This window comes from Pseudomonas sp. TH21, from assembly GCF_016651025.1.
Classification (GTDB): domain Bacteria; phylum Pseudomonadota; class Gammaproteobacteria; order Pseudomonadales; family Pseudomonadaceae; genus Aquipseudomonas; species Aquipseudomonas aylmerensis.
Window position 1 is genome coordinate 5,840,337 of sequence record NZ_JAEKEQ010000001.1, and the last position, 23,383, is coordinate 5,863,719.

At 62.3% G+C, this 23,383-nt stretch carries 23 protein-coding genes; 13 read left to right on the forward strand and 10 right to left on the reverse strand.

The window, feature by feature from the left end:
- The first annotated feature begins 24 nt into the window (after positions 1 to 24).
- The 3 genes from thiE (at position 25) to JFU04_RS25845 (ending at position 2,729) form a co-directional block, all read left to right on the forward strand.
- Entirely contained in the window at positions 25 to 654 is a 630-nt protein-coding gene (gene thiE / locus JFU04_RS25835; RefSeq protein ID WP_120450075.1) for a thiamine phosphate synthase, read from the forward strand.
- 11 nt (positions 655 to 665) lie between these two features.
- Entirely contained in the window at positions 666 to 1,949 is a 1,284-nt protein-coding gene (hemL, locus tag JFU04_RS25840) for a glutamate-1-semialdehyde 2,1-aminomutase (protein WP_065910103.1), read from the forward strand.
- A gap of 225 nt (positions 1,950 to 2,174) precedes the next feature.
- A complete protein-coding gene (locus tag JFU04_RS25845) occupies positions 2,175 to 2,729 on the forward strand; it encodes a tetratricopeptide repeat protein (protein WP_106802542.1) in 555 nt (184 codons plus the stop codon).
- 129 nt (positions 2,730 to 2,858) lie between these two features.
- Here the strand turns inward: JFU04_RS25845 and JFU04_RS25850 are convergent, their stop codons facing one another.
- Entirely contained in the window at positions 2,859 to 3,185 is a 327-nt protein-coding gene (locus JFU04_RS25850) for a DUF1820 family protein (protein WP_201145954.1), read from the reverse strand.
- 131 nt (positions 3,186 to 3,316) lie between these two features.
- Here JFU04_RS25850 and miaB point away from each other — a divergent pair, with 131 nt between their 5' ends.
- The 5 genes from miaB to lnt all read left to right on the forward strand — a co-directional run bounded on the left by miaB (position 3,317) and on the right by lnt (position 8,741).
- Positions 3,317 to 4,645 carry a tRNA (N6-isopentenyl adenosine(37)-C2)-methylthiotransferase MiaB gene (gene miaB, locus JFU04_RS25855; RefSeq protein WP_065910099.1) on the forward strand — a complete coding sequence of 443 codons (1,329 nt, stop codon included), beginning with the start codon at positions 3,317 to 3,319 and terminating at the stop codon, positions 4,643 to 4,645.
- 226 nt (positions 4,646 to 4,871) lie between these two features.
- Entirely contained in the window at positions 4,872 to 5,876 is a 1,005-nt protein-coding gene (locus JFU04_RS25860; protein WP_065910097.1) for a PhoH family protein, read from the forward strand.
- Positions 5,869 to 6,327, forward strand: coding sequence for an rRNA maturation RNase YbeY (gene ybeY, locus JFU04_RS25865; RefSeq protein ID WP_120450077.1), 459 nt, complete (start codon positions 5,869 to 5,871; stop codon positions 6,325 to 6,327). Before JFU04_RS25860 ends, ybeY begins: the two co-directional genes overlap by 8 nt.
- A 42-nt stretch (positions 6,328 to 6,369) precedes the next feature.
- Entirely contained in the window at positions 6,370 to 7,209 is an 840-nt protein-coding gene (locus tag JFU04_RS25870; RefSeq protein ID WP_015373027.1) for an HlyC/CorC family transporter, read from the forward strand.
- 8 nt (positions 7,210 to 7,217) lie between these two features.
- Positions 7,218 to 8,741, forward strand: coding sequence for an apolipoprotein N-acyltransferase (gene lnt / locus JFU04_RS25875; protein ID WP_201145955.1), 1,524 nt, complete (start codon positions 7,218 to 7,220; stop codon positions 8,739 to 8,741).
- Between the two features lie 121 nt (positions 8,742 to 8,862).
- On the opposite strand, the gene JFU04_RS25880 is transcribed toward lnt, so the two are convergent.
- Together JFU04_RS25880 and JFU04_RS25885 are read right to left on the reverse strand one after the other, a co-directional pair.
- Positions 8,863 to 9,624 carry a YdcF family protein gene (locus tag JFU04_RS25880; RefSeq protein WP_201145956.1) on the reverse strand — a complete coding sequence of 254 codons (762 nt, stop codon included), beginning with the start codon at positions 9,622 to 9,624 and terminating at the stop codon, positions 8,863 to 8,865.
- 99 nt (positions 9,625 to 9,723) lie between these two features.
- On the reverse strand, positions 9,724 to 10,041 hold the full coding sequence (locus JFU04_RS25885; protein ID WP_065910089.1) for a hypothetical protein: 318 nt from the start codon (positions 10,039 to 10,041) through the stop codon (positions 9,724 to 9,726).
- 262 nt (positions 10,042 to 10,303) lie between these two features.
- Here JFU04_RS25885 and leuS point away from each other — a divergent pair, with 262 nt between their 5' ends.
- From leuS to JFU04_RS25910, 5 genes are all read left to right on the forward strand, one after another.
- A complete protein-coding gene (leuS, locus tag JFU04_RS25890; RefSeq protein WP_201145957.1) occupies positions 10,304 to 12,910 on the forward strand; it encodes a leucine--tRNA ligase in 2,607 nt (868 codons plus the stop codon).
- 88 nt (positions 12,911 to 12,998) lie between these two features.
- On the forward strand, positions 12,999 to 13,604 hold the full coding sequence (locus tag JFU04_RS25895) for an LPS-assembly lipoprotein LptE (RefSeq protein WP_120450085.1): 606 nt from the start codon (positions 12,999 to 13,001) through the stop codon (positions 13,602 to 13,604).
- Between the two features lie 39 nt (positions 13,605 to 13,643).
- Complete coding sequence (gene holA, locus JFU04_RS25900) at positions 13,644 to 14,681, forward strand: DNA polymerase III subunit delta (protein WP_065910085.1); 1,038 nt, start codon at positions 13,644 to 13,646, stop codon at positions 14,679 to 14,681.
- A gap of 177 nt (positions 14,682 to 14,858) precedes the next feature.
- Positions 14,859 to 15,023, forward strand: coding sequence for an alternative ribosome rescue factor ArfA (gene arfA / locus JFU04_RS25905; protein ID WP_003176285.1), 165 nt, complete (start codon positions 14,859 to 14,861; stop codon positions 15,021 to 15,023).
- 61 nt (positions 15,024 to 15,084) lie between these two features.
- Complete coding sequence (locus JFU04_RS25910; protein ID WP_201145958.1) at positions 15,085 to 16,410, forward strand: lytic murein transglycosylase; 1,326 nt, start codon at positions 15,085 to 15,087, stop codon at positions 16,408 to 16,410.
- A gap of 496 nt (positions 16,411 to 16,906) precedes the next feature.
- On the opposite strand, the gene JFU04_RS25915 is transcribed toward JFU04_RS25910, so the two are convergent.
- The 7 genes from JFU04_RS25915 to mltB form a co-directional block, all read right to left on the reverse strand.
- Positions 16,907 to 17,839, reverse strand: a complete 933-nt coding sequence (locus JFU04_RS25915) for a S66 peptidase family protein (protein ID WP_201145959.1) — start codon at positions 17,837 to 17,839, stop codon at positions 16,907 to 16,909.
- A 153-nt stretch (positions 17,840 to 17,992) separates the two neighbouring features.
- Positions 17,993 to 18,994 (reverse strand): lipoyl synthase, encoded by a 1,002-nt coding sequence (gene lipA, locus JFU04_RS25920; RefSeq protein WP_162473202.1) that lies wholly within the window; start codon positions 18,992 to 18,994, stop codon positions 17,993 to 17,995.
- A gap of 26 nt (positions 18,995 to 19,020) precedes the next feature.
- Entirely contained in the window at positions 19,021 to 19,668 is a 648-nt protein-coding gene (lipB, locus tag JFU04_RS25925; protein WP_065910077.1) for a lipoyl(octanoyl) transferase LipB, read from the reverse strand.
- Entirely contained in the window at positions 19,668 to 19,949 is a 282-nt protein-coding gene (locus tag JFU04_RS25930) for a DUF493 domain-containing protein (RefSeq protein ID WP_043047980.1), read from the reverse strand. Before JFU04_RS25930 ends, lipB begins: the two co-directional genes overlap by 1 nt.
- 85 nt (positions 19,950 to 20,034) lie before the next feature.
- Positions 20,035 to 21,192, reverse strand: a complete 1,158-nt coding sequence (locus tag JFU04_RS25935) for a D-alanyl-D-alanine carboxypeptidase family protein (RefSeq protein ID WP_065910075.1) — start codon at positions 21,190 to 21,192, stop codon at positions 20,035 to 20,037.
- A 179-nt stretch (positions 21,193 to 21,371) separates the two neighbouring features.
- A complete protein-coding gene (locus JFU04_RS25940) occupies positions 21,372 to 22,370 on the reverse strand; it encodes a septal ring lytic transglycosylase RlpA family protein (RefSeq protein WP_065910074.1) in 999 nt (332 codons plus the stop codon).
- Positions 22,370 to 23,380: a lytic murein transglycosylase B gene (gene mltB, locus JFU04_RS25945; RefSeq protein WP_065910072.1), complete on the reverse strand. Its 1,011-nt coding sequence runs from the start codon at positions 23,378 to 23,380 to the stop codon at positions 22,370 to 22,372. Before mltB ends, JFU04_RS25940 begins: the two co-directional genes overlap by 1 nt.
- Positions 23,381 to 23,383 lie beyond the last annotated feature (3 nt).

Here is a 23,383-nt window from a genome sequence, read left to right on the forward strand (position 1 = left end):
TTTCTGCTCGAAGGGGCCTGCCCGATGAAACTACGTGGCCTGTATGCCATTACCGACAGCCAACTGTTGGCTGGCAAGTTCCTCGCCTACGTCGAAGCGGCGCTGGACGGTGGCGTGACCCTGCTGCAGTACCGCGACAAAAGCAGCGACGAAGCCCGGCGCCTGCGTGAGGCCGAGAAGCTGCGCGAACTGTGCTCGCGCTACAAGACCCAACTGATCATCAACGACGACGCCGAGCTGGCCGCGCGCCTGGGCGTCGGCGTGCACCTGGGCCAGACCGACGGCCCGCTGACCCCGGCCCGCGCATTGCTGGGCTCCAAGGCGATCATCGGCGCGACCTGCCACAGCCAGATCGAGCTGGCCGAGCAGGCCGCCAAGGAAGGCGCCAGCTATGTCGCCTTCGGCCGCTTCTTCACGTCCAACACCAAGCCGGGCGCTTCTGCCGCCACCGTCACGATGCTGGCCCAGGCCCGTGCGCGCCTGCAGCTGCCGATCTGCGTGATCGGCGGCATCACCCTGGAGAACGCCGAACCGCTGGTGGCGCATGGCGCTGACCTGCTGGCCGTGGTGCACGGCCTGTTCGGTGCGGACAGCACCCAGGAAGTGACGCGTCGCGCCCGCGCCTTCAACGATCTTCTTAAATATTCAGTTTAGAGAGCCCGATCATGTCCCGTTCCGAAACCCTGTTTGCCAATGCCCAGAAACACATCCCCGGCGGTGTGAACTCCCCCGTGCGTGCGTTCAAGAGCGTGGGCGGCACGCCGCTGTTCTTCAAGCATGCCGAAGGCGCGTACGTCACTGACGAAGATGACAAGCGCTACGTCGACTACGTCGGCTCCTGGGGCCCGATGATCCTCGGCCACAGCCACCCGGACGTACTCGACGCGGTGCGCAAGCAGCTGGAACACGGCCTCTCCTACGGCGCGCCGACCGCCATGGAAACCGAGATGGCTGACCTGGTGTGCTCGATCGTGCCGTCGATGGAGATGGTGCGGATGGTCAGCTCCGGCACCGAAGCCACCATGAGCGCGATTCGCCTGGCCCGTGGTTTCACCGGCCGCGACAGCATCATCAAGTTTGAAGGCTGCTACCACGGCCACTCCGACAGCCTGCTGGTCAAAGCCGGTTCGGGCGCGCTGACCCAGGGCGTGCCAAGCTCGGCCGGCGTGCCTGCGGCGTTCGCCAAACACACCCTGACCCTGCCGTTCAACGACATCGCGGCCGTCGAGCAGATGCTCGATGAAGTCGGGCAAGACGTGGCGTGCATCATCGTCGAGCCGGTGGCCGGCAACATGAACTGCGTACCACCGGCGCCGGGCTTTCTCGAAGGCCTGCGCGAGCAGTGCGACAAGCACGGCGTGGTGCTGATTTTCGACGAGGTGATGACGGGTTTTCGCGTTGCACTCGGCGGCGCACAGGCGCACTACGGCGTTACGCCGGACCTGAGCACCTTCGGCAAGATCATCGGCGGCGGCATGCCGGTCGGCTGCTTCGGCGGCAAGCGCGAAATCATGCAGCACATCGCGCCGTTGGGCCCGGTGTACCAGGCAGGCACCTTGTCGGGTAACCCGCTGGCGATGGCTGCCGGCCTGACCACCCTGCGCCTGATCAGCCGCCCGGGCTTCCACGCCGAGCTGACCGACTACACCACCCGCCTGCTGGACGGCCTGCAACAGCGCGCCGATGCCGCCGGCATCCCGTTTGTGACGACCCAGGCGGGCGGCATGTTTGGCCTGTACTTCAGCGGCGCCGATGACATCGTCACCTTTGATGACGTGATGGGCAGCGATGCCGATCTGTTCAAGCGCTTCTTCCACCTGATGCTCGAAGGCGGCGTTTACCTGGCACCGAGCGCCTTCGAAGCCGGCTTCACCTCGATCGCCCATGGCGACGCCGAGCTGAAACTGACCCTCGATGCCGCCGAGCGCGCCTTCGCGGCCTTGAAATAAACGACGGAAAAAATCAGGCGCCGCCCCAGCGGTGTCTGATTTGCTACTTTGTTTACAGAGATTTCCGAGTTTTTTCGAGAAACCACCTGCAATCCGGCAGATAACTTGCCCAACCAGCAGAAAAACGAGTAAAGACTTTGTAAGCAGAGGCCTGCTTATTTCATAATGCGCGCTTATTGGATCCCCCGAGGATCCGCGCGCCCCGTCAGAGGTAAGTCGATTCCCATGAAACGCACCGGCCGCACCCTGGTTCTGGGCTGCCTGTTGCTCCTTCAGCCGCTGCTGGCACATGCACAAGCAGGCGGCAACTCGTTGTTAATCCCAGCGATGGGTCGTTGCACCCTCAATACCCAGCCAGACAGCCAGGCCGAAGCCCTGAGCGCGTGCCAGAAACAGGCCGACGGTGGGGATGCGCAGGCGCAATACGAGTTGGGCGAGTACTACCACGACAGCAAGAACCCCGCCCGCGACCTCAACAAAGCCTTGAGTTACTTCGAGAAAGCCTCGTTGCAGGGCCACGCGCAGGCGCAATTCCAGCTCGGCACCATGTTCTTCAAAGGTGAAGGTGTGCCGGCCAATAACGTTCAGGCGTATATCGTGCTGAAGATGGCGGCGGTCAACGGCGCCGAAGACGCGCTGGACACTGCCGACGAAGTCGCCGAGCACATGCAGCGCAATGAACTGGAAACCGCGACCCAGGTGCTGGGCCAGATTTTCCGCAACTACCTGCAGGAACTGCAGAGCGCAGATGGCAGCTCGCCATTCTCGCCGCTGCCCTGAGTTTTGTAGCGCCTTTACTGCCGCCTTCGCGAGCAAGCCCGCTCCCACACTCGACTGTATTCCAAAGGTGGAACTCGGTCGAATGTGGGAGCGGGCTTGCTCGCGAAGGGGTCGGCGCGGTCTTAAGCCTTACTTGTCAGGCATCGGCACCGGAAACGGCATGACATTGCTCACGCCCCGGGCTTCGCTGATTTTCGGCGTGCCCAGGCGCTCGACTTCATCGATGCGCACAATCGAATGCATCGGCACAAAACTGCGCACCACGCCTTCGAACTGCGCCTTGAGTTTTTCCTCGCCCGGGTCGACGACCAACTGGGTGCGCTCGCCAAAGACGAACTCTTCCACTTCCAGGAAGCCCCACAGATCACTTTGATAGATCTGCTTGGCGTACATTTCGAACACCTGGCCCTGGTTAAGGAAAATCACCTTATAGATTGGAGCTTCACGTTTGGTCATGGTGGGCGAATAACACATCGGGGATATAAAAGAGGGCGCGAACTATAGCATGGCACCCGATGCACAACGCTAGGAACCAATGGGCATGCCCCCTATAATGCGCGGTTCTTTACCACCAGTTGACGATCCCCATGGCCAAGAAGCTCTATATCGAAACCCACGGTTGCCAGATGAACGAGTACGACAGCTCGCGCATGGTCGATCTGCTGGGTGAACACCAGGCCCTGGAAGTCACCGCCCGCGCCGAAGATGCCGACGTGATCCTGCTCAATACCTGCTCGATACGCGAGCGAGCCCAGGACCGGGTGTACTCGCAGCTGGGCCGCTGGCGTGAATTGAAACTGGCCAACCCGGACATGGTGATCGCCGTCGGCGGTTGCGTGGCGAGCCAGGAAGGTGCGGCGATCCGCGACCGCGCGCCCTATGTGGACGTGGTGTTCGGCCCGCAAACCTTGCACCGCCTGCCGGAAATGATCGATGCCGCACGCTTCACCAAGCTGCCGCAGGTCGATGTCTCGTTCCCGGAAATCGAAAAGTTCGACCACTTGCCCGAGCCGCGCATCGATGGGCCGAGTGCCTACGTGTCGGTGATGGAAGGCTGCAGCAAGTACTGCACCTTCTGCGTGGTGCCCTACACCCGGGGTGAAGAAGTCAGCCGGCCGTTTGACGACGTGATGTCGGAAATCATCCACCTCGCCGAAAACGGCGTGCGCGAAGTGACCTTGCTGGGCCAGAACGTCAACGGCTATCGCGGCCTGACCCACGACGGGCGCCTGGCCGACCTGGCGGAGCTGATCCGGGTGGTCGCCGCCGTCGATGGCATCGAGCGTATTCGCTACACCACCTCGCACCCGCTGGAGTTCTCCGACAGCCTGATCCAGGCTCACGCCGAAGTGCCGGAACTGGTCAAACACCTGCATTTGCCGGTGCAATCAGGCTCGGACCGCATCCTCTCGGCGATGAAGCGCAACCACACCGCGCTGGAATACAAATCCAAACTGCGCAAGCTGCGCGCGGCGGTGCCGGGTATCTGCATCAGCTCGGACTTTATCGTCGGCTTCCCTGGCGAAACCGAAAAAGACTTCCAGCAGACCATGAAGCTGATCGAAGACGTCGGTTTCGACTTCTCCTACTCGTTCGTCTACAGCCAGCGCCCGGGCACCCCGGCGGCGGACCTGCTGGACGAAACCCCGGAAGAGCTGAAAAAAGAACGCCTGAATGCCCTGCAACATCGTTTGAACCAGCAGGGTTTCGAGATCAGCCGACAAATGGTCGGCTCAACCCAGCGCATCCTGGTCACCGACTACTCGAAAAAAGACCCGGGCGAATTGCAGGGCCGTACCGAGAACAACCGAATCGTCAACTTCCGCTGCGATAATCCCACGCTGATCGGCCAGTTTGCCGATGTGCACATCGATGCGGCGCAACCGCACTCGTTGCGCGGCTCGTTGATCAACTGAGTTCAGGACACACGAAGCTCAACTGTGGGTGCTGGCTTGCCGGCGATAGCGATGAAACAGGCGGCATCTCTTTTGGATGTGCCGCCCCTTCGCCGGCAAGCCAGCCCTCACAGGGATCGCCTTGGTTCCTGAGAGTGGGCCCCGCCTACATAAGTGCTTTCGCACACCGGCGGCTGGCGTTATCCTCTATTTCACCTAAACAGCCAAAGGGCGGCTAAAAGCAACCTTGAACGCACCCATAGCAGAACCCCATCGTTTTCTCCTCGAGCCGTTTGAGGCTCGCCGTTTCGCCAATCTGTGCGGACAGTTCGACGAGCACCTGCGCCTGATCGAACAACGCCTGAGCATCGAGATCCGCAACCGCGGCAATCAGTTCGAGCTCATTGGTGAACCCCAGCACACCACGTCCGCAGAAAACCTGCTGCGCCGTCTCTACCGTGAAACCAAGGGCAGTGAGCTGTCGCCGGAAACGGTGCACCTGTACCTGCAGGAATCGGCCGTGGAAGACCTGGCCAACAACCCTGTGGCCGAAGCCAGCGTGGCCCTGCGCACCAAAAAAGGCATGATTCGCCCGCGCGGCTTGAATCAGCAGCGCTACGTCAAGGAAATCCTCGGTAACGACATCAACTTCGGCATCGGCCCGGCCGGTACCGGCAAGACCTACCTGGCGGTAGCCTGCGCCGTTGACGCCCTGGAGCGTGAACAAGTGCGCCGCATCCTGCTGGTGCGACCGGCGGTCGAGGCCGGCGAAAAGCTTGGCTTCCTGCCCGGCGACCTGGCCCAGAAGATCGACCCGTACCTGCGCCCGCTCTACGACGCGCTGTACGAGATGCTCGGCTTTGAATACGTGGCCAAGCTGATCGAACGCCAAGTGATCGAGATCGCCCCGCTCGCCTACATGCGTGGTCGTACGCTGAACAACAGCTTCATCATCCTCGACGAAAGCCAGAACACCACGGTCGAGCAGATGAAGATGTTCCTCACCCGTATCGGTTTCGGCTCCACCGCCGTGATCACCGGCGACGTCACCCAGGTCGACCTGCCCAAGGGCACCAAGTCCGGCCTGGCCCAGGTGATCGAGGTGCTCAAGGACGTGCCGGGTATCAGCTTCACGCACTTCATGCCCAAGGACGTGGTCCGTCACCCGCTGGTGCAGCGCATCGTCGAAGCCTACGAGCGCTTCGATCATCGCGATGACGCACCCGCCAAGGACAGCCGCCGCGATGCTTGAGCTTGACCTGCAACTGGCCACCGAAGCGCCCGCCCCCAGCGAAGAACAGTTCCGTCAATGGTGCACCCTGGCCCTGCGCCAGCGCACCGCCGATTCGGAGCTGACCATCCGCCTGGTGGACGAGCCCGAAGGCCGCGAACTGAACCACACCTGGCGCCAGAAGGATTACGCGACCAACGTGCTGTCCTTTCCCGCCGACGTCCCCGACGAATTGCTGGATATCCCGCTGCTGGGCGACCTTGTGATCTGCGTCGAAGTGGTCGAGCGCGAGGCAAAGGAACAAGGCAAGGAACTTGAAGCCCATTGGGCCCATCTAGTCATCCACGGCTGCTTGCATCTCTTGGGTTACGACCATATAGACGATGACGAAGCCGAAGAAATGGAAGCACTGGAACGAACGTTGCTTGCAGAATTGGGTCACCGCGATCCGTATGCAGACGACGAAAACTGATCAACACTCAACTGAAACATCAAAGGATTTAGAGTAATCGCTATGAGCGAAGACCGATCGAGCAACGGGCAGAAGTCATGGCTGGGTAAACTGACCCAGGCTTTTGCCCACGAGCCGAAAAACCGCCAGGAGCTGCTGGAGCTGCTGCGCGAGGCCCATCAGAACAAGTTGCTGGACAGCGAAGCGCTGGCCATCGTCGAAGGCGCCATCCAGGTGGCTGACCTGCAGGTTCGGGACATCATGGTCCCGCGCTCGCAGATGATCAGCATCAAGGCGACCCAGACCCCGCGGGAATTCCTCCCGGCCGTGATCGACTCGGCGCACTCGCGCTACCCGGTGATCGGTGAAAGCCATGACGACGTCATGGGTGTCCTGCTGGCCAAGGACCTGTTGCCGCTGATCCTCAAGGAGAACGGCGACAACTTCAACATCAAGGACCTGCTGCGTCCTGCCACCTTCGTGCCCGAATCCAAGCGCCTGAATGTGCTGTTGCGCGAGTTCCGCGCCAACCACAATCACATGGCCATTGTGATCGACGAATACGGCGGTGTAGCGGGCCTGGTGACCATCGAAGACGTGCTGGAACAAATCGTCGGCGACATCGAAGACGAGCACGACGTCGAAGAAGACAGCTACATCAAGCCGCTGCCCAGCGGTGATTTCCTGGTCAAGGCGCTGACGCCGATCGAGAACTTCAACGAGTTCTTCGACAGCGAATTCTCCGACGATGAGTTCGACACCGTCGGCGGCCTGGTGATGAGTGCGTTTGGCCACTTGCCCAAGCGTAACGAGACCACCGAGATCGGCGCCTACCGCTTCCGCATCCTGAATGCCGACAGCCGCCGGATTCACTTGATTCGCCTGACACCTATTGCCCGTTAAGGACTGACATGCGCCGTATGATCGCACCCGGCTGGCCCGGTAACCTGCTGGCCGTGGCGGCCGGTGCCATCACCACCCTGGCGCTGGCGCCGTTCGATCTGTGGCCGTTTGCGCTACTGGCAGTCGGACTGTTCTATATCGGTCTGCGGGAGCTGACACCACGCCAGGCCTTGGGCCGTGGCTGGTGTTTCGGTTTCGGCCTGTTTGGCGCCGGCACCAGCTGGATCTACTACAGCATCCACCACTTCGGCGGTGCCTCGGTGTTGCTGGCAGGCTTCCTGATGCTGCTGTTCACTGCCGCCATCGCCTGGTTCTTCGCCTTGCCCGCCTGGTTGTGGGCGCGCTGGCTGCGTCGCAATGAAGCGCCACTGGCCGATGCCCTGACGTTTGCCGCGCTGTGGGTCGGCCAGGAAGCCTTTCGCGGCTGGTTCCTCACCGGCTTCCCGTGGCTGTATTCCGGGTATAGCCAACTCGACGGCCCGCTGACGGGCCTCGCCCCTGTCGGCGGGATCTGGCTGATCTCCTTTGCCCTGGCACTGACGGCGGCCCTGTTGTGCAACCTGCCACGCCTGCTGGCGAGCAAGCGCAATGCCTTTATCGGCGCGGGCATGGTCTTGCTGGTCGCCCCTTGGGCTATCGGCCTGGCCCTCAAGCATCACGCCTGGACTGCGCCTTCCGGCGCACCACTGAGCGTGGCCGCCATCCAGGGCAACGTCGAACAAAGCATGAAGTGGGACCCCGAGCAGCTCAATGCGCAGCTCGCGCTGTACCGCGACATGAGCTTCAGCTCCAAGCCCGTGGACTTGCTGGTGTGGCCGGAAACCGCCGTGCCGGTACTCAAGGAATCCGTCGAGGGCTACCTGGGGATGATGGGCAAGTTCGCCGCCGACCGGCACACCGCACTGATCACCGGTGTTCCGATCCGCCAGGAAGTGCACCACCAGAAGCGCTATTTCAATGGCGTCACCGTGGTGGGTGAAGGCGACGGCACCTACCTGAAGCAGAAGCTGGTGCCCTTCGGCGAGTATGTACCGCTGCAGGACATGCTGCGCGGGCTGATCGCCTTCTTCGACCTGCCGATGTCGGACTTCGCCCGCGGCCCCGCCGACCAGGCGATGCTGCAGGCCAAGGGCTATCAGATCGCGCCGTTCGTGTGCTACGAAGTGGTGTACCCGGAATTTGCCGCCGGCCTGTCGGCCCAGAGCGACTTGCTGCTGACCATCAGCAATGACACCTGGTTTGGCCGCTCCATCGGCCCACTGCAGCATCTGCAGATGGCGCAGATGCGCGCACTGGAGGCGGGTCGCTGGATGATCCGCGCCACCAACAACGGCGTGACCGGACTGATCAACCCGTTCGGGCAGATCACCGCACAGATCCCGCAATTCGAGCGCGGCATTCTGTACGGCGAAGTGGTGCCGATGCACAACCTCACGCCGTACCTGCAATGGCGCTCGTGGCCGTTGATCATCCTGTGCCTGGGGCTGTTTGGCTGGGCGCTGCTGGCGAGCCGGATGGCCAAGACAGTCTGACAGACACGACAAAACAATGTGGGAGCGGGCTTGCTCGCGAAGGCGTTAGTTCAGCCAACAGCTACGTTGACTGACACACCGCCTTCGCGAACAAGCCCGCTCCCACATTTGCAGGGCGGCGCTAGCGGTAGAACAACCGATAACCCACCTGCCCCACCGCCTCGTTGATCAACTGCCCGCTCTGCCACACCGACTTGAATTCCGGCATCCAGCCGCCCAGCGGCCGGGCATTCTCCACGCCCAGGAAGCCTACCGGCGCCGGGACCACGCTAAAGCCAGCCTTTTCAAAGCTCCACACCGAGCGCGGCATGTGCCAGGCCTGGGTCACCACCACCACGCGCTTGATGCCTTCGGGCAGCAATATCTCGGCACTCATTTGCGCATTTTCCCAGGTAGTACGGCTGCGTTCTTCCTTCCAGCGCACCGCTACGCCGAAGTCGTCGTGCATCGACACCGCCATCAATTCGGCCTCGCTGGGCGGCGTGCCGTAATGCAGGCCGCCGGAGGTCAGCACCGGCAACCCGGATGCCTTGGCCAGGCGCGCGGCATAGCGCTGGCGCTCCAGGCCGATACCGGTCGGCTGATCGGCGCCCCATGCCGGGTCACCGCGTTCGCGGCCGGAGCCCAGCACCACAATGGCATCGGCGCGCAGGGCCAGGGTCGACCAGTCTTCCCGCGCCAGCGGCGGTTCGGTCTCCAGCGCACGGGCGCCCCACTCCACCATCACCGGCAGGCTGATCAACCACATGCCGCCCAACCCGAGGGCAAAACAGACACCGGCCAAGCGTGGGCGGCTGCGACGAAACCACCAGGCAAGCGCCAGCAACAGCAAGAGGATGCCGGGCGGCAAGAGCAGTTGTTTAATGAAATAGCGAATAGGCATCGGGCATCTCCATAGATGCCCGAAGCCTAAGGTGTAACGGGGTTTAGCGACAATCTTTACGCTGACATGACGCGATAACGCAGCTCAGGGGGGAATGAACTACTTGTAGCGGACGGACCGGAGCTTTTCCGGGCCGCGACCGGCCGACAAGTCCTTGAGCCACACCACCTTGGCTGAGTGCGTGGGTTCCTTGGCTGGCGGGGGTGCTACCCAAGGAGGCGCACTGCGCCCGTTTCGTTCCAGATAAGCCTTGATCAGTTCCAGCTCCGCGCGGCTCAGACCGCGCAGTTCCAACTCGACAGGCCGTTCATCACGCAATCGGCCCGCTGTTCTCGCTGCATCCAATGCACGACCCAATCGGTCGATCAGTCCTTCGTAGATTTCCGGTTTCGTTGCGATTCGCTGCGATTCAACCATCCCCTCACCTCATTGAAGATATGACTCATTCCCCAATAAACAGCGTAGTCCTAGTGGCTGCACCTGCCTGGCGCCGCGACAGACGGCCCTGCCTGCGCAATCAGGGTTTCCCTCGATAGAGTGGGGTCATGTATGCTACGGCGCTTCCTGTAACTCCACTTCCCGCAGGGTTTGGGCACGGACGCGCCGCTTTTTGGTGTCGAACAACCCGGACAGTGCACCGAAGAGGATTAGGCCACCCCTATTCAGTTCAAAAGTAGCCATGCACGAACAATATCAGCCCCGTGAAATAGAAAATGCCGCCCAAACCTTCTGGGACGAGCAAAAGTCCTTTGAAGTCAGTGAACAGCCAGGCAAGGAGACTTACTACTGCCTATCGATGTTCCCTTACCCCAGCGGCAAGCTACACATGGGGCACGTGCGTAACTACACCATCGGCGACGTCATCTCGCGCTACCAGCGCATGCAAGGCAAGAACGTCCTGCAACCCATGGGTTGGGACGCCTTCGGCATGCCGGCAGAAAACGCCGCGATGAAAAACAACGTGGCGCCCGCCAAGTGGACCTACGAAAACATCGCCTACATGAAGACCCAGCTGCGCAGCCTGGGCCTGGCGGTGGACTGGTCTCGCGAAGTGACCACCTGCAAGCCGGATTACTACCGCTGGGAACAATGGCTGTTCACGCGCCTGTTCGAAAAAGGTGTGATCTACAAGAAGAGCGGCACCGTGAACTGGGACCCGCTCGACCAGACCGTACTGGCCAACGAGCAGGTGATCGACGGTCGCGGCTGGCGCTCCGGCGCGCTGATCGAAAAGCGCGAAATCCCGATGTACTACTTCAAGATCACCGCCTACGCGGATGAACTGCTGTCGAGCCTCGATGACCTGCCGGGCTGGCCTGAACAGGTCAAGACCATGCAGCGCAACTGGATCGGCAAGTCCAAGGGCATGGAAGTGCAGTTCCCGTACAACGTCGACTCGATCGGCGAAGCGGGCGCACTCAAAGTCTTCACCACCCGTCCGGACACCCTGATGGGCGCGACCTACGTCGCCGTGGCCGCTGAGCACCCGCTGGCCACCCAGGCCGCCCAGAACAACCCTGAGCTGCAGGCGTTCATCGCCGAATGCAAAGGCGGCAGCGTGGCCGAAGCCGACGTCGCCACCCAGGAGAAAAAAGGCCTGCCGACCGGGCTGTTCGTCGAGCACCCGCTGACCGGCGAAAAACTGCCGGTGTGGGTCGCCAACTACGTGCTGATGCATTACGGCGATGGCGCAGTAATGGCAGTACCGGCCCACGACGAACGCGATTTCGAGTTCGCCACCAAATACAGCCTGCCGATCAAGTCCGTGGTGCGCACCAGCTCGGGCGACACCAACCCGGCCCCGTGGCAAGACGCCTACGGCGAGCATGGCACACTGATCAACTCCGGTGAATTTGACGGCCTGGACTTCCAGGGCGCTTTCGACGCGATCGAAGTTGCACTGGTGAAGAAAAACCTCGGTGCCTCGCGCACCCAGTTCCGCCTGCGCGACTGGGGCATCAGCCGCCAGCGCTACTGGGGCTGCCCGATCCCGATCATCCACTGCGACAGCTGCGGTGACGTCCCCGTGCCGGAAGACCAACTGCCGGTCGTCCTGCCGGAAGACGTGGTGCCGGATGGCGCTGGCTCGCCCCTGGCGCGCATGCCCGAGTTCTACGAGTGCAACTGCCCGAAATGCGGCCAGCCTGCCAAGCGTGAAACCGACACCATGGACACCTTCGTCGAGTCCTCGTGGTACTACGCACGCTACGCTTCGCCGCACTATGAAGGCGGCCTGGTGGAAAAAACCGCGGCCGACCACTGGCTGCCGGTAGACCAGTACATCGGTGGTATCGAACACGCCATTCTTCACCTGCTGTACGCGCGCTTCTTCCACAAGCTGATGCGCGACGAAGGCCTGGTGAGCTCCGATGAGCCGTTCAAGAACCTGCTGACCCAGGGCATGGTGGTCGCCGAGACCTACTATCGCCGCGAAGCCAACGGCGCCTACACCTGGTTCAATCCGGCCGACGTCGAGCTCGAGCGCGACAGCAAAGCCAAGGTCATCAGCGCCAAGCTGATCGCCGACGGCCTGCCGGTGGAAATCGGCGGCACCGAGAAGATGGCCAAGTCGAAGAACAACGGCGTCGACCCCCAGTCGATGATCGACCAGTTCGGCGCCGACACCTGCCGCCTGTTCATGATGTTCGCCTCGCCGCCTGACATGAGCGCCGAATGGTCCGACTCCGGCGTCGAAGGTTCGCACCGTTTCCTCAAGCGCGTCTGGCGCCTGGCGCATGCCCACATCAGCCAGGGCCTGCCGGGCAAGCTGGATGTCGCAGCACTGAGCGACGAGCAGAAAGCCATTCGCCGCAGCACCCACCTGGCAATCAAGCAAGCCAGCCAGGACGTGGGCCAGAACCACAAGTTCAACACCGCCATTGCCCAGGTGATGACGCTGATGAACGTGCTGGAAAAAGCCCCACAGGCCACCGAACAGGACCGCGCGCTGGTACAGGAAGGCCTGGAAACAGTCACCCTGCTGCTCGCGCCGATCACCCCGCACATCAGCCACGACCTGTGGAGCCGCCTGGGCCACAGCGACGCGGTGATCGATGCGCGCTGGCCGGTGCAGGACGACAGCGCCCTGGTACAGGACACGCTGCAGCTGGTAATCCAGGTCAACGGCAAGCTGCGTGGCCAGATCGACATGCCGGCCACCGCTACTCGCGAGGAAGTCGAAGCAGTCGCACGCGTCAACGAGAACGTGCTGCGCTTTACCGAAGGCCTGACGATCCGCAAAGTGATCGTGGTGCCTGGCAAACTGGTCAACATCGTCGCTAGCTAATCGGATCGGGCGCAGGGCTTGAGCCCTGCGCCGAACAAAGCCTTCAGGGCCTCGATAAGGCCCACATGGTTTCAAGGGGAGCAACAAAATGATCAAACGCAACCTGCTGGTTATGGGCCTCGCCGTGCTGCTGAGCGCTTGCGGCTTCCAGCTGCGCGGTACCGGCACCAACGAACTGGCGATCAAGGAACTGGACGTCAGCGCCCGCGACGCCTACAGCGAAACCGTCACCCAGCTGCGTCAGGTCCTGGAAAACAGCGGCGTTCACGTCTACACCGGCGCGACCTACAAGCTGTTCCTGGCCAATGAAAAAGAGACCCAGCGCAACCTGAGCTACGCCAGTGCCGGCCGTGCTTCCGACATCGAACTGAGCACCGTGCTCAGCTTTGAAGTCCAGGGTCGCGATCACCTGCCCCTGATGAATGACGACATCCAGGTGCAGAAAATCGTCAGCCACGACGGCAACAACCTCGTGGGCTCGGACTCCGAAATCATCCAGGTGCGCAAGGAAATGCGTCGTGAGCTGGTACAGCGCATGGTCCTGCGCCTGTCGATGATCACCCCGGAACAACTCGCGACCTTGCAACAACGCGCTGACGACAAGGCCAAGGCCGATGCGGACGCGCTGAAAGCGGCGCAAGAGTACGAAGACAACACGCCGAAACAGTCGCCTGTTGAAGTCCCAGTCGAGTAAGCCCGACGGGGCGCCCCAGGCGCCCCGTTCGCCCTGCCTATGAAACTCGCCCCCGCCCAACTCGCCAAACACCTGCAAGGTGGCCTCGCGCCTGTCTACATTGTCAGCGGGGATGACCCGCTGCTGTGCCAGGAAGCCGCCGACGCGATTCGCACCGCCGCACGCCAGCAAGGCTTCGATGAACGCCAGGTCTTCAGCGCCGACGCCAGTTTCGACTGGGGCACGTTGCTGCAAGCCGGCGCGAGCATGTCGCTGTTTGCCGAAAAGCGCCTGCTGGAACTGCGCCTGCCTTCGGGCAAGCCCGGCGACAAAGGCGCGGCCGCCCTGATGGAATACTGCTCGCGCCCCGCCGAGGACACCGTGCTGTTGATCAGCCTGCCCAAACTTGACGGCAGCGCGCAGAAAACCAAGTGGGGCAAGGCCCTGGTGGAAGGGGCGCAAACCCAGTTCATCCAGATCTGGCCGGTGGACAGCAACCAGTTGCCGCAATGGATTCGCCAGCGCCTGTCCCAATCCGGCCTGTCGGCGACCCAGGACGCCGTGGAGCTGATCGCCGCCCGCGTGGAAGGCAACCTGCTTGCCGCCGCCCAGGAGATCGAGAAGCTCAAGCTGATGGCCGAAGACGGGCAGATTACCGTCGAGACCGTCCAGGGCGCCGTGGCCGACAGTGCGCGTTTTGACGTGTTCGGGCTGGTGGACGCGATCCTCAACGGTGAACCCGCCCACGCCCTGCGCATGCTCGAAGGCCTGCGCGGCGAAGGCGTCGAGCCACCGGTGATTCTCTGGGCGCTGGCCCGCGAACTGCGGGTACTGGCCAATATCTCCCTGCAATACAGCCAGGGCACGCCGCTGGACAAATGCTTCAGCCAGGCCCGGCCGCCGGTATGGGACAAGCGCAAACCCCTGATGAGCAAAGCCCTGCAACGGCACTCGGCGCAACGCTGGGCGCAACTGCTGCTGGAAGCGCAGCGCATCGATGCGCAGATCAAGGGCCAAGCGGCCGGTTCGCCATGGATGAGCCTGAGTCGCCTGTCGCTGTTGATGGCCGGCCAGCGCCTGACATTGCCCGCCGAATAGCCCAGCGCCCTGCAGGCGCCGGCTGGCCGGCGATGAGTCCCTAGGCCAAGAACACTATCGCCGGCAAGCAGGCTCCTACAAGTTATGGCGCACGGTCTGACATATCAGCGGGCTTTACAGCGGCGCAACTTCGGCAGATTATTTGCGCCGTTGCCCCACCCCACGAGAGTACCGACCATGAGCAAAAAGCCATCCAAGCATGGCCCCAACAAGGCCAAATCCATCATCGCCCAGCCACTGTTCCGCAGCCGTCAGGAACGCGCCGGCAAGGGCAAAGGCAGCTACCGCCGCGAAGCCTTCCAGTCTAATAGCTGGGAGGCTTCTTACTTTCTGGCTGCCTGAAGGCAAGCGCCCCTCTGGCATGATAAGGTCTGCACCTGATTTGTAATCCCTGGACCTGTGCATGCCCTCTAGTCTTTCCCGTCGTTGGCACCTTCGCCAATTGATCGCTGCCTCCAGCCTCATTCTGCTTGTCGCCTGCGCGGAAAAACCCACCGCTGCTGACGCCCAGCCCCTGCCGACGCTCCAGACCGCCCCTGTCGCAGCGCCCGCCGTCGTCGCCCCGCTGGCCGTGGACAACCTCGATATCCAACCGACCCAGACCTTTGCCGAATGGCAGGCTGGCTTTCGTGTGCAAGCCCTGCAGGCCGGCATCACTGCCGCCGTGTTCGACAATGCCTTCGCCAATGTCACCCCCGACATGGCCGTGATTCGTGCCGACCGCAGCCAGCCGGAATTTTCCCGTCCAGTGTGGGAATACCTCGACGGCGCGCTGTCGCCGGTGCGGGTGCGCAATGGCCAGGCGCTGCTGATCAAGTACGCCGACACCCTGCAAAGCATCGAACAACGCTACGGCGTCGACCGTCAGGCGCTGGTATCGGTGTGGGGCATGGAGAGTAACTTCGGCCAGTTCCAGGGCAACAACTCCGTGATCCGCTCCCTGGCGACCCTCGCCTATGAAGGCCGTCGCCCGGCCTTTGCCCAGGCGCAATTGCTCGCGGCGCTGCAGATCATCCAGCACGGCGATATCCAGGCCGACCAGATGAAAGGCTCCTGGGCTGGCGCCATGGGCCAGACCCAGTTCATCCCGACGACCTACAATACCCACGCCGTGGACTTCGACGGCGACGGTCGCCGCGACATCTGGAACAGCCCGGCCGATGCCCTCGCCTCCACCGCGCATTACCTGCAAAGCTCCGGCTGGCAGAAAGGCCAGCCGTGGGGCTTTGAAGTCAAGCAATTGCCGGCGAACTTCGACTATGCACTCGCCGATGGTGGCATCCGCAAAAGCGTGGCCGACTGGCTGAAGTTGGGGATTCAGTTGCCACCTGGCGCGAGCCTGCCACCGAATGTCGATTCGTTATCCGCCGCCCTGCTGCTGCCGGCCGGCTACCGTGGGCCGGCGTTCCTGGTGCTGGATAACTTCCGCGCGATCCTCAAGTACAACAACTCGTCGTCCTATGCATTGGCGGTGGGGCTGCTGTCGGAGCGCTTCGCCGGCGGCGGCGTGATTCGTGGCGATTGGCCCAAGGATGAGCTGCCGCTGAGTCGCTCCCAGCGCATTGACCTGCAGACGGCGCTGGGCGCCAAAGGCTATGACGCCGGCAACCCGGACGGCATCATCGGCGCCAACACGCGCAAGGCGATTCGTGCAGCCCAGCAGGCGCTGGGCTGGCCGGCGGATGGCTATCCGACGGTGAAACTGCTGGAGTCGCTGCAGAACCGGTAGGGCGTCGTAAGGCAACTACCGCTATCGCAGGCAAGCCAGCTCCCACAGGGGAATGCATTCCAAATGTGGGAGCTGGCTGGCAGATGGCTATCCGACGGTGAAACTGCTGGAGTCGCTGCAGAACCGGTAGGGCGTCGTAAGGCAACTACCGCTATCGCAGGCAAGCCAGCTCCCACAGGGGAATGCTTTCCAAATGTGGGAGCTGGCTGGCCGGCAGATGGCTATCCGACAGTGAAACTGCTGGAGTCAATGCAGACACGGTAGAGCGTCGTAAGGCAACTACCGCTATCGCAGGCAAGCCAGCTCCCACAGGGGAATGCATTCCAAATGTGGGAGCTGGCTATCCGACAGTGAAACTGCTGGAGTCAATGCAGACCCGGTAGAGCGTCGTAAGGCAACTACCGCCATCGCAGGCAAGCCAGCTCCCACAGGGGAATGCATTCCAAATGTGGGAGCTGGCTTGCCTGCGATGGCGGTGTGACAGGCAACATCAAACTCAGCCTTTGAGCACGACATCCTGCTCCAGCACCAGCTGCTTCTCCCCGGCATCCAACCGCACCAGCGCGCCCATCGGCAGCGTCAGGTTCGGGTCGCAATGTCCGCTGCGCCAGCCAGACAACACCGGAATGCCCAACGGGGCGAAGGTCTGTTTTAGCAGGCGCTCCAGCGCCACAGCGTCCACACCCGCCACATCCCCCACCAGCACACCGGCCACTTGTGCAAGCTTGCCCGCCAGGCGCAGGTGCGTCAGCAGGCGGTCGATGCGGTAGATGGGCTCGTTGACGTCCTCGATCAGCAGGATGATGCCCTGCGCGTCGATTTCAAACGGGGTGCCCATGACCGCGGCGATCATCGACAGGTTGCCACCCAGCAAGCGCCCACAGGCAATGCCAGGCTCAATCGTGGTCAACGGGTACGCCACCGGGTGTGCCAACAGGCTGCCGCTGCCCATCTGCCCCCGCAGCAGGCTGAACAAGGAAGACTCGGTGGGTTGCTGCTTGTCGCCGAGCAGGTCGGCATTGAGCATCGGCCCGTGGAAGGTCACGAAACCGGCGTAGCGGCTGATCGCCAGGTGCACCGCGGTGATGTCGCTGTAACCCACGAACGGCTTGGGATTGGCGCGCAGCAGGTCGAAATCCAGGCGATCGAGCAAGCGCGGCGTGCCATAGCCTCCGCGCAGGCAGAAGATCGCATCGATTTCAGGGTCGGCGAAGGCGGTATGGAGGTCATGCAGGCGCACGTCATCGCTGCCGGCCAGGTAGCCGTCGCGCTCATACACACCGGGAAAGATTCGCAGGTCGTAGCCACGGGCACGCATCCATTGCCCGGCTTTTTCAACGTCCAGCACGGCAGGGCCGGCGGGGGCGATCAGGGCGATGGTGCCTTCACTGCGTAAAGCAGGTACGGCGGCCGCGAGTTGAGTGGTCATCCATGCTCTCCGTATCGGTGACGCAGAAACAACTGTAGGAGCTGGCTTGCCAGCGATGCGGTCACTTCGATGCAACAGATGCACCGAGGTGAAGCTATCGCAGGCAAGCCAGCTCCCACACAAACCGGCTTCTACAATTGGATCGGGGCCGGCTTACGAAACCAGGCTGGCCTTGACCAGCTTGGCCTGTTCGTCAGCGTGGTACGAGGAACGTACCAGCGGGCCCGATGCGACGTTCTTGAAGCCCATCTTGTAGCCTTCCTCGGCGAACCAGGCGAAGGTGTCCGGGTGCACGAAGCGCTGGACCGGCAAGTGGCTGCGGGAAGGCTGCAGGTACTGGCCGAGGGTCAGCATGTCGATGTCGTGTTCGCGCATGCGCTTCATGACTTCGATCACTTCGTCGTCGGTCTCGCCCAAGCCCAGCATCAGGCCGGATTTGGTCGGGATGTGCGGCATCATCTGCTTGAATTTCTGCAGCAGGGTCAGCGACCACTGGTAGTCCGAACCCGGGCGCGCGGCCTTGTACAGGCGTGGCACGGTTTCCAGGTTGTGGTTGAACACATCCGGCGGCTCGGCAGCGGTGATTTCCAGCGCTACGTCCATGCGGCCACGGTAGTCGGGCACCAGGGTTTCGAGCATCACGTTCGGCGACAGTTTGCGAATTTCGCGGATGCAGTCGGCAAAGTGCTGGGCACCGCCGTCACGCAGGTCGTCGCGGTCTACCGAGGTGATCACCACGTACTTGAGTTTCAGGTCGGCGATGGCGATGGCCAGGCTTTCCGGTTCGTTGACGTCCAGTGGCTTCGGCCGGCCGTGGCCGACGTCGCAGAACGGGCAACGACGGGTGCAGATATCACCCATGATCATGAACGTGGCGGTGCCGCCGGAGAAGCACTCACCCAGGTTCGGGCAGGAGGCTTCTTCGCACACGCTGTGCAGCTTGTGTTTGCGCAGCAGGGCCTTGATACGGTCGACTTCCGGCGAAACCGGGATGCGCACGCGGATCCAGTCAGGCTTCTTCGGCAGTTCGGTGGTCGGGATGATCTTGACCGGGATGCGTGCAACCTTCTCGGCGCCGCGCAGCTTGACGCCGGCTTCCACCTTGGCACGCGGGGCCGGGGCCGGACGCTCGGTGATGTCCAGCGTCGGGATCATGGTTTGCACTGCATCAGTAGTCATAATCAGTCGATTCCGCCCGTGAGGGTCGTCTGCTCAGCATAGTCGAGGTGTTTGACGAGCTGCGCACGCAGCCGGGCACTTACCTCGGCAAATTTAATCGGTGTGGCGTGGTCGCTCAGTTGGGTCATCGCCAGCCCGGCGTAACCGCACGGGTTGATCCGCCGAAACGGCGCCAGGTCCATGTCCACGTTCAAGGCCAGGCCATGAAAGGAACAACCGTGGCGAATGCGCAAACCGAGGGAGGCGATTTTCGCGCCGTCCACATACACACCGGGTGCATCGGGCTTGGCCGCGGCGGTCACGCCGTAACTGGCCAACAGCTCGATCAGGCAAGCCTCCATGCGGCTCACCAGGTCGCGTACGCCAAACCCAAGCTTGCGTACGTCCAGCAGCAGATACGCCACCAGTTGACCCGGCCCATGGTAAGTCACTTGGCCACCTCGGTCGACCTGCACCACCGGAATATCACCCGGCAGCAGCAGATGTTCGGCCTTGCCGGCCTGGCCCTGGGTAAATACCGGCGGGTGTTCCACCAGCCAGATCTCATCGGGGGCCGAGCTGCCGCGCTCATTGGTGAAGCGCTGCATGGCGTGCCAGACGGGCTCATAGTCCATCTGGCCGAGCTCGCGAAAGCCCAGGGTATGCGACATCACAGCACCATGTGCACGAAGCCGGTGGCCCGCAGTTCACTGTTGATGTTGTAGAGCTGGTCCTGATCCGTGGCAACGATGTGCAACTGGATCGTGGTGTATTTGCCGGTGGAGCTCTGACGCTCGTCCACACGGTTGTCGTTGATCGTCGCGTGTTTTCTGACGATCTCGAGAATCTTGTCCTTGCGGCCCACGCCGGTATCGCTGATCACCTTGACGGGATAATCCGTCACTGGGAATTCGATCTTTGGCGCCTTTACTTCTACTTCTTTATCGGTCATGGCGAAACGGCCTCGTAAGCGTAAGCCGTGGCGACGGGCAAAGCCCCGTGTCGGATCAACACGGGGCTTTGCAGGTGCACACTAATCAGTTGAACAAGCTGTAGAAGAATAGACGGATGCTATCCCACACGCGGCGGAAGATACCACCTTCGTCGACGGCGTCCAGCGCGATCAGGTCGGCGCTGTGCACCACCTTGTCGTCCAGCTTCACTTCGACCTTACCGATCACGTCACCCTTGGCGATTGGCGCGACCAATTGCGGGTTCATGGTCATGCTGGCAGCGAGCTTTTTCAGCTGGCCTTTAGGCATGGTCAGGGTCAGGTCTTCAGCCAGGCCGGCCTTGACCTGCGAGGTTGCGCCTTTCCAGACCGGAGCGGTCGCCAGCTCAGCACCCTTCTGATAGAAGGTCTGGGTTTCGAAGAAGCGGAAACCGTAGGTCAGCAGTTTTTGCGTCTCGGCCGCACGGGCCTGCTCACTGTTGGTGCCGAATACGACGGCGATCAGGCGCTGGCCATCACGTACGGCGGACGACACCATGCAGTAACCGGCTTCTTCGGTGTGGCCGGTTTTCAGACCGTCGACGGTCTTGTCGCGCCACAGCAGCAGGTTGCGGTTAGGCTGCTTGATGTTGTTCCAGAAGAATTCCTTCTGGGAGTAGATCGCGTAGTGCACCGGGTCGACGCGGATAATCGCGCGCGCCAGGATCGCCATGTCGTGAGCCGACGAGTAGTGCTCTGGGTTTGGCAGGCCGGTCGGGTTCATGAAGTGGCTGTTGGTCATGCCCAGGTCAGCCACGGTTTTGTTCATCATGTCGGCGAACGCGTCTTCGCTGCCGGCGATGTGCTCGGACAGGGCCACGCTGGCGTCGTTACCGGACTGAATGATGATGCCGTGCAGCAGGTCGCTCACGGTCACTTGCGAGCCGACCTTGATGAACATCCGCGAACCGCCGGTGCGCCAGGCATTTTCGCTGACGGTGACCGGGTCGTTCTCGCCGATCTGGCCGCGACGGATTTCCAGGGTCGCGATGTAGGCGGTCATCAGCTTGGTCAGGCTGGCTGGGGGCAGGCGCTGGTCACCGTTGTTCTCGACCAGCACGTTGCCGCTGGCGGCATCCATGAGGACCCAGGCCTTGGCAGCCAGTTGCGGGGAAGCCGGCACCATTTCAACCGCCCAGGCGGCCGGGGTGATGATCAGCGAAAGAAGCAGGCACGTGCGTTTGGCTAAGGTGGTGATGTTCATCCGTCTCTCGAAATTGCTTATGGAAACTTGCCCTCGCGGGCAAAACTTATTCAGACAGCCCGCTACCAGACTGTCACGTGTTCGGTTGCCCGCTCACCCCTTGCCCCTGGGTTTTTATTGTTCAACGAGCCAACAACCAGGGTTCAAGCCCGCGCACGGGCCAGAACCATCAATCTTTATTATTCGGCGGTGACCACGCTGGGTTGCCCCAGGTTGGCCAGGCGCACGCTGTTCTGCACTTGCGCGACCTCGCTCGGCGAGCCGATCGGGCCCATGCGCACACGGTGCAGGGTCTGCTGGTTACGCACGATGGAGCTGATGAAGACCGGCGCGCTGACCATGCTGCTCAGCTTGGACCTTAACAGTTCTGCCGCATCCGGGTTGGCGAAAGCGCCCACCTGCAGGTACTGCCCGCCCGCCATCGAACTGCCCGGCGCGGCCTGAGGCACGGCCACGGTGTCCGGCGCGTGCTGCGCCGGCGGCGGTGTCCACTGCTCGACCTTGCCGGCCGACGCGGTAATCTGTGGTTGCGGCGTTTGCGGTTCGTTGAGCATCAACGGCGCCGGCTTGCCACGCTGGGCCCAATACTGCGCCGGGTCGATGCCTTCGACCTTGACCCGCGCGGTGCCGGTTTCGGCGTAGCCGAGTTTCTTCGCGGCGGCGTAGGACAAGTCGATGATCCGGTCCGAATAGAACGGCCCGCGGTCGTTGACGCGCAGGATCACCGTGCGATTGTTGTCCAGGTTGGTCACGCGCACATAGCTGGGCAGCGGCAGGGTCTTGTGCGCCGCGCTCATGCCATACAGGTCATACACTTCGCCGTTGGCGGTGTTCTGGCCATGGAACTTGGTGCCGTACCAGGACGCCGTGCCCGATTGCACGTAGGTCTTGGATTCCTGCAGCGGGAAATAGGTCTTGCCCAGCACGGTATACGGGTTGGCCTTGTAGGCGCCGGTGTGCAGGGTTGGCGTGGCATCCGGGATCTTCGATACGTCGACATCCCACCACGGCGCGCCATCTTTGTGCGCGCGGTTGATGTCCAGGCCAGGCTGGGAACGGATGGCGGTGCCGCCGGACTTCTGCGCCGGACCGCGACTGGTGGAACAACTGACAACCAGCAAGGACAACGCGGCGAACGCCACCAGCTTGAGCGGTTTATTGAACGGCGATGCCCGCATTACTTGTTGCCCCGTGCTTGGACCAGCATGTCTGACAGCTGATGCACGGCCATGGCGTACATCACACTGCGGTTATAACGCGTGATTGCGTAGAAATTCTTCAGGCCCATCCAGTATTCAGGGCCATTTTCGCCTTCGAGGCGGAACGCCGTCACCGGCATATCATCGCGTGGCGCATTCTGACTCGACCAGCCCAGCGCCCGCAACTCCCCGACCGTCTTGGCCGGCTCGATACCCTGGGTCAGGCCTTCATCGGCGCGATCGCCGGTCACATCGGCGCGGATCACCACCGGTTCGCCGGCGACCCAGCCGTGGCGTTTGAAGTAGCTGGCCACACTGCCGATGGCGTCGTCGGGATTGCTCCAGATATTAATGTGCCCGTCGCCGTCAAAATCCACTGCATAAGCGCGGAAGCTGCTCGGCATGAACTGCGGCAGGCCCATGGCACCGGCGTAGGAACCCTTGAGGGTCAGCGGGTCGACCTGCTCTTCGCGGGCCAACAGCAGGAACTCACGCAGCTCCTTGCGGAAGAAGTCGGCGCGCGGCGGGTAGTCGAAACCCAGGGTCGACAGGGCGTCGATCACCCGGTAGCTGCCGGTGTTGCGGCCGTAGAAGGTTTCGATGCCGATAATCGCGACAATCACCTGGGCCGGCACGCCGTACTCCTGCTCGGCGCGGGCCAGTACGGCCTCGTGCTGGCGCCAGAAGTCCACCCCACGAGCCACTCGGGCGTCGGTCAGGAACATCGGGCGATATTCCTTCCACTGCTTCACGCGCTCGGCGGGACGGGAGATGGCGTCGAGAATCGCCTGCTTGCGCTGGGCTTCGCGGAACACGCCCATCAGTTGTTCACCGGCGAAACCGTAGTCGCGGGTCATCTCACCGACAAATTCGGCGACCTGGGGTGAGCCATCGTAGTCACCGGCCTGCACCTCCTGCGTTGCCCCCAGCAGCCCGATCAGGCCCATCCAGGACGCATGCCGAGTCGCCCAGCCGCGCATTACTTGCATTGA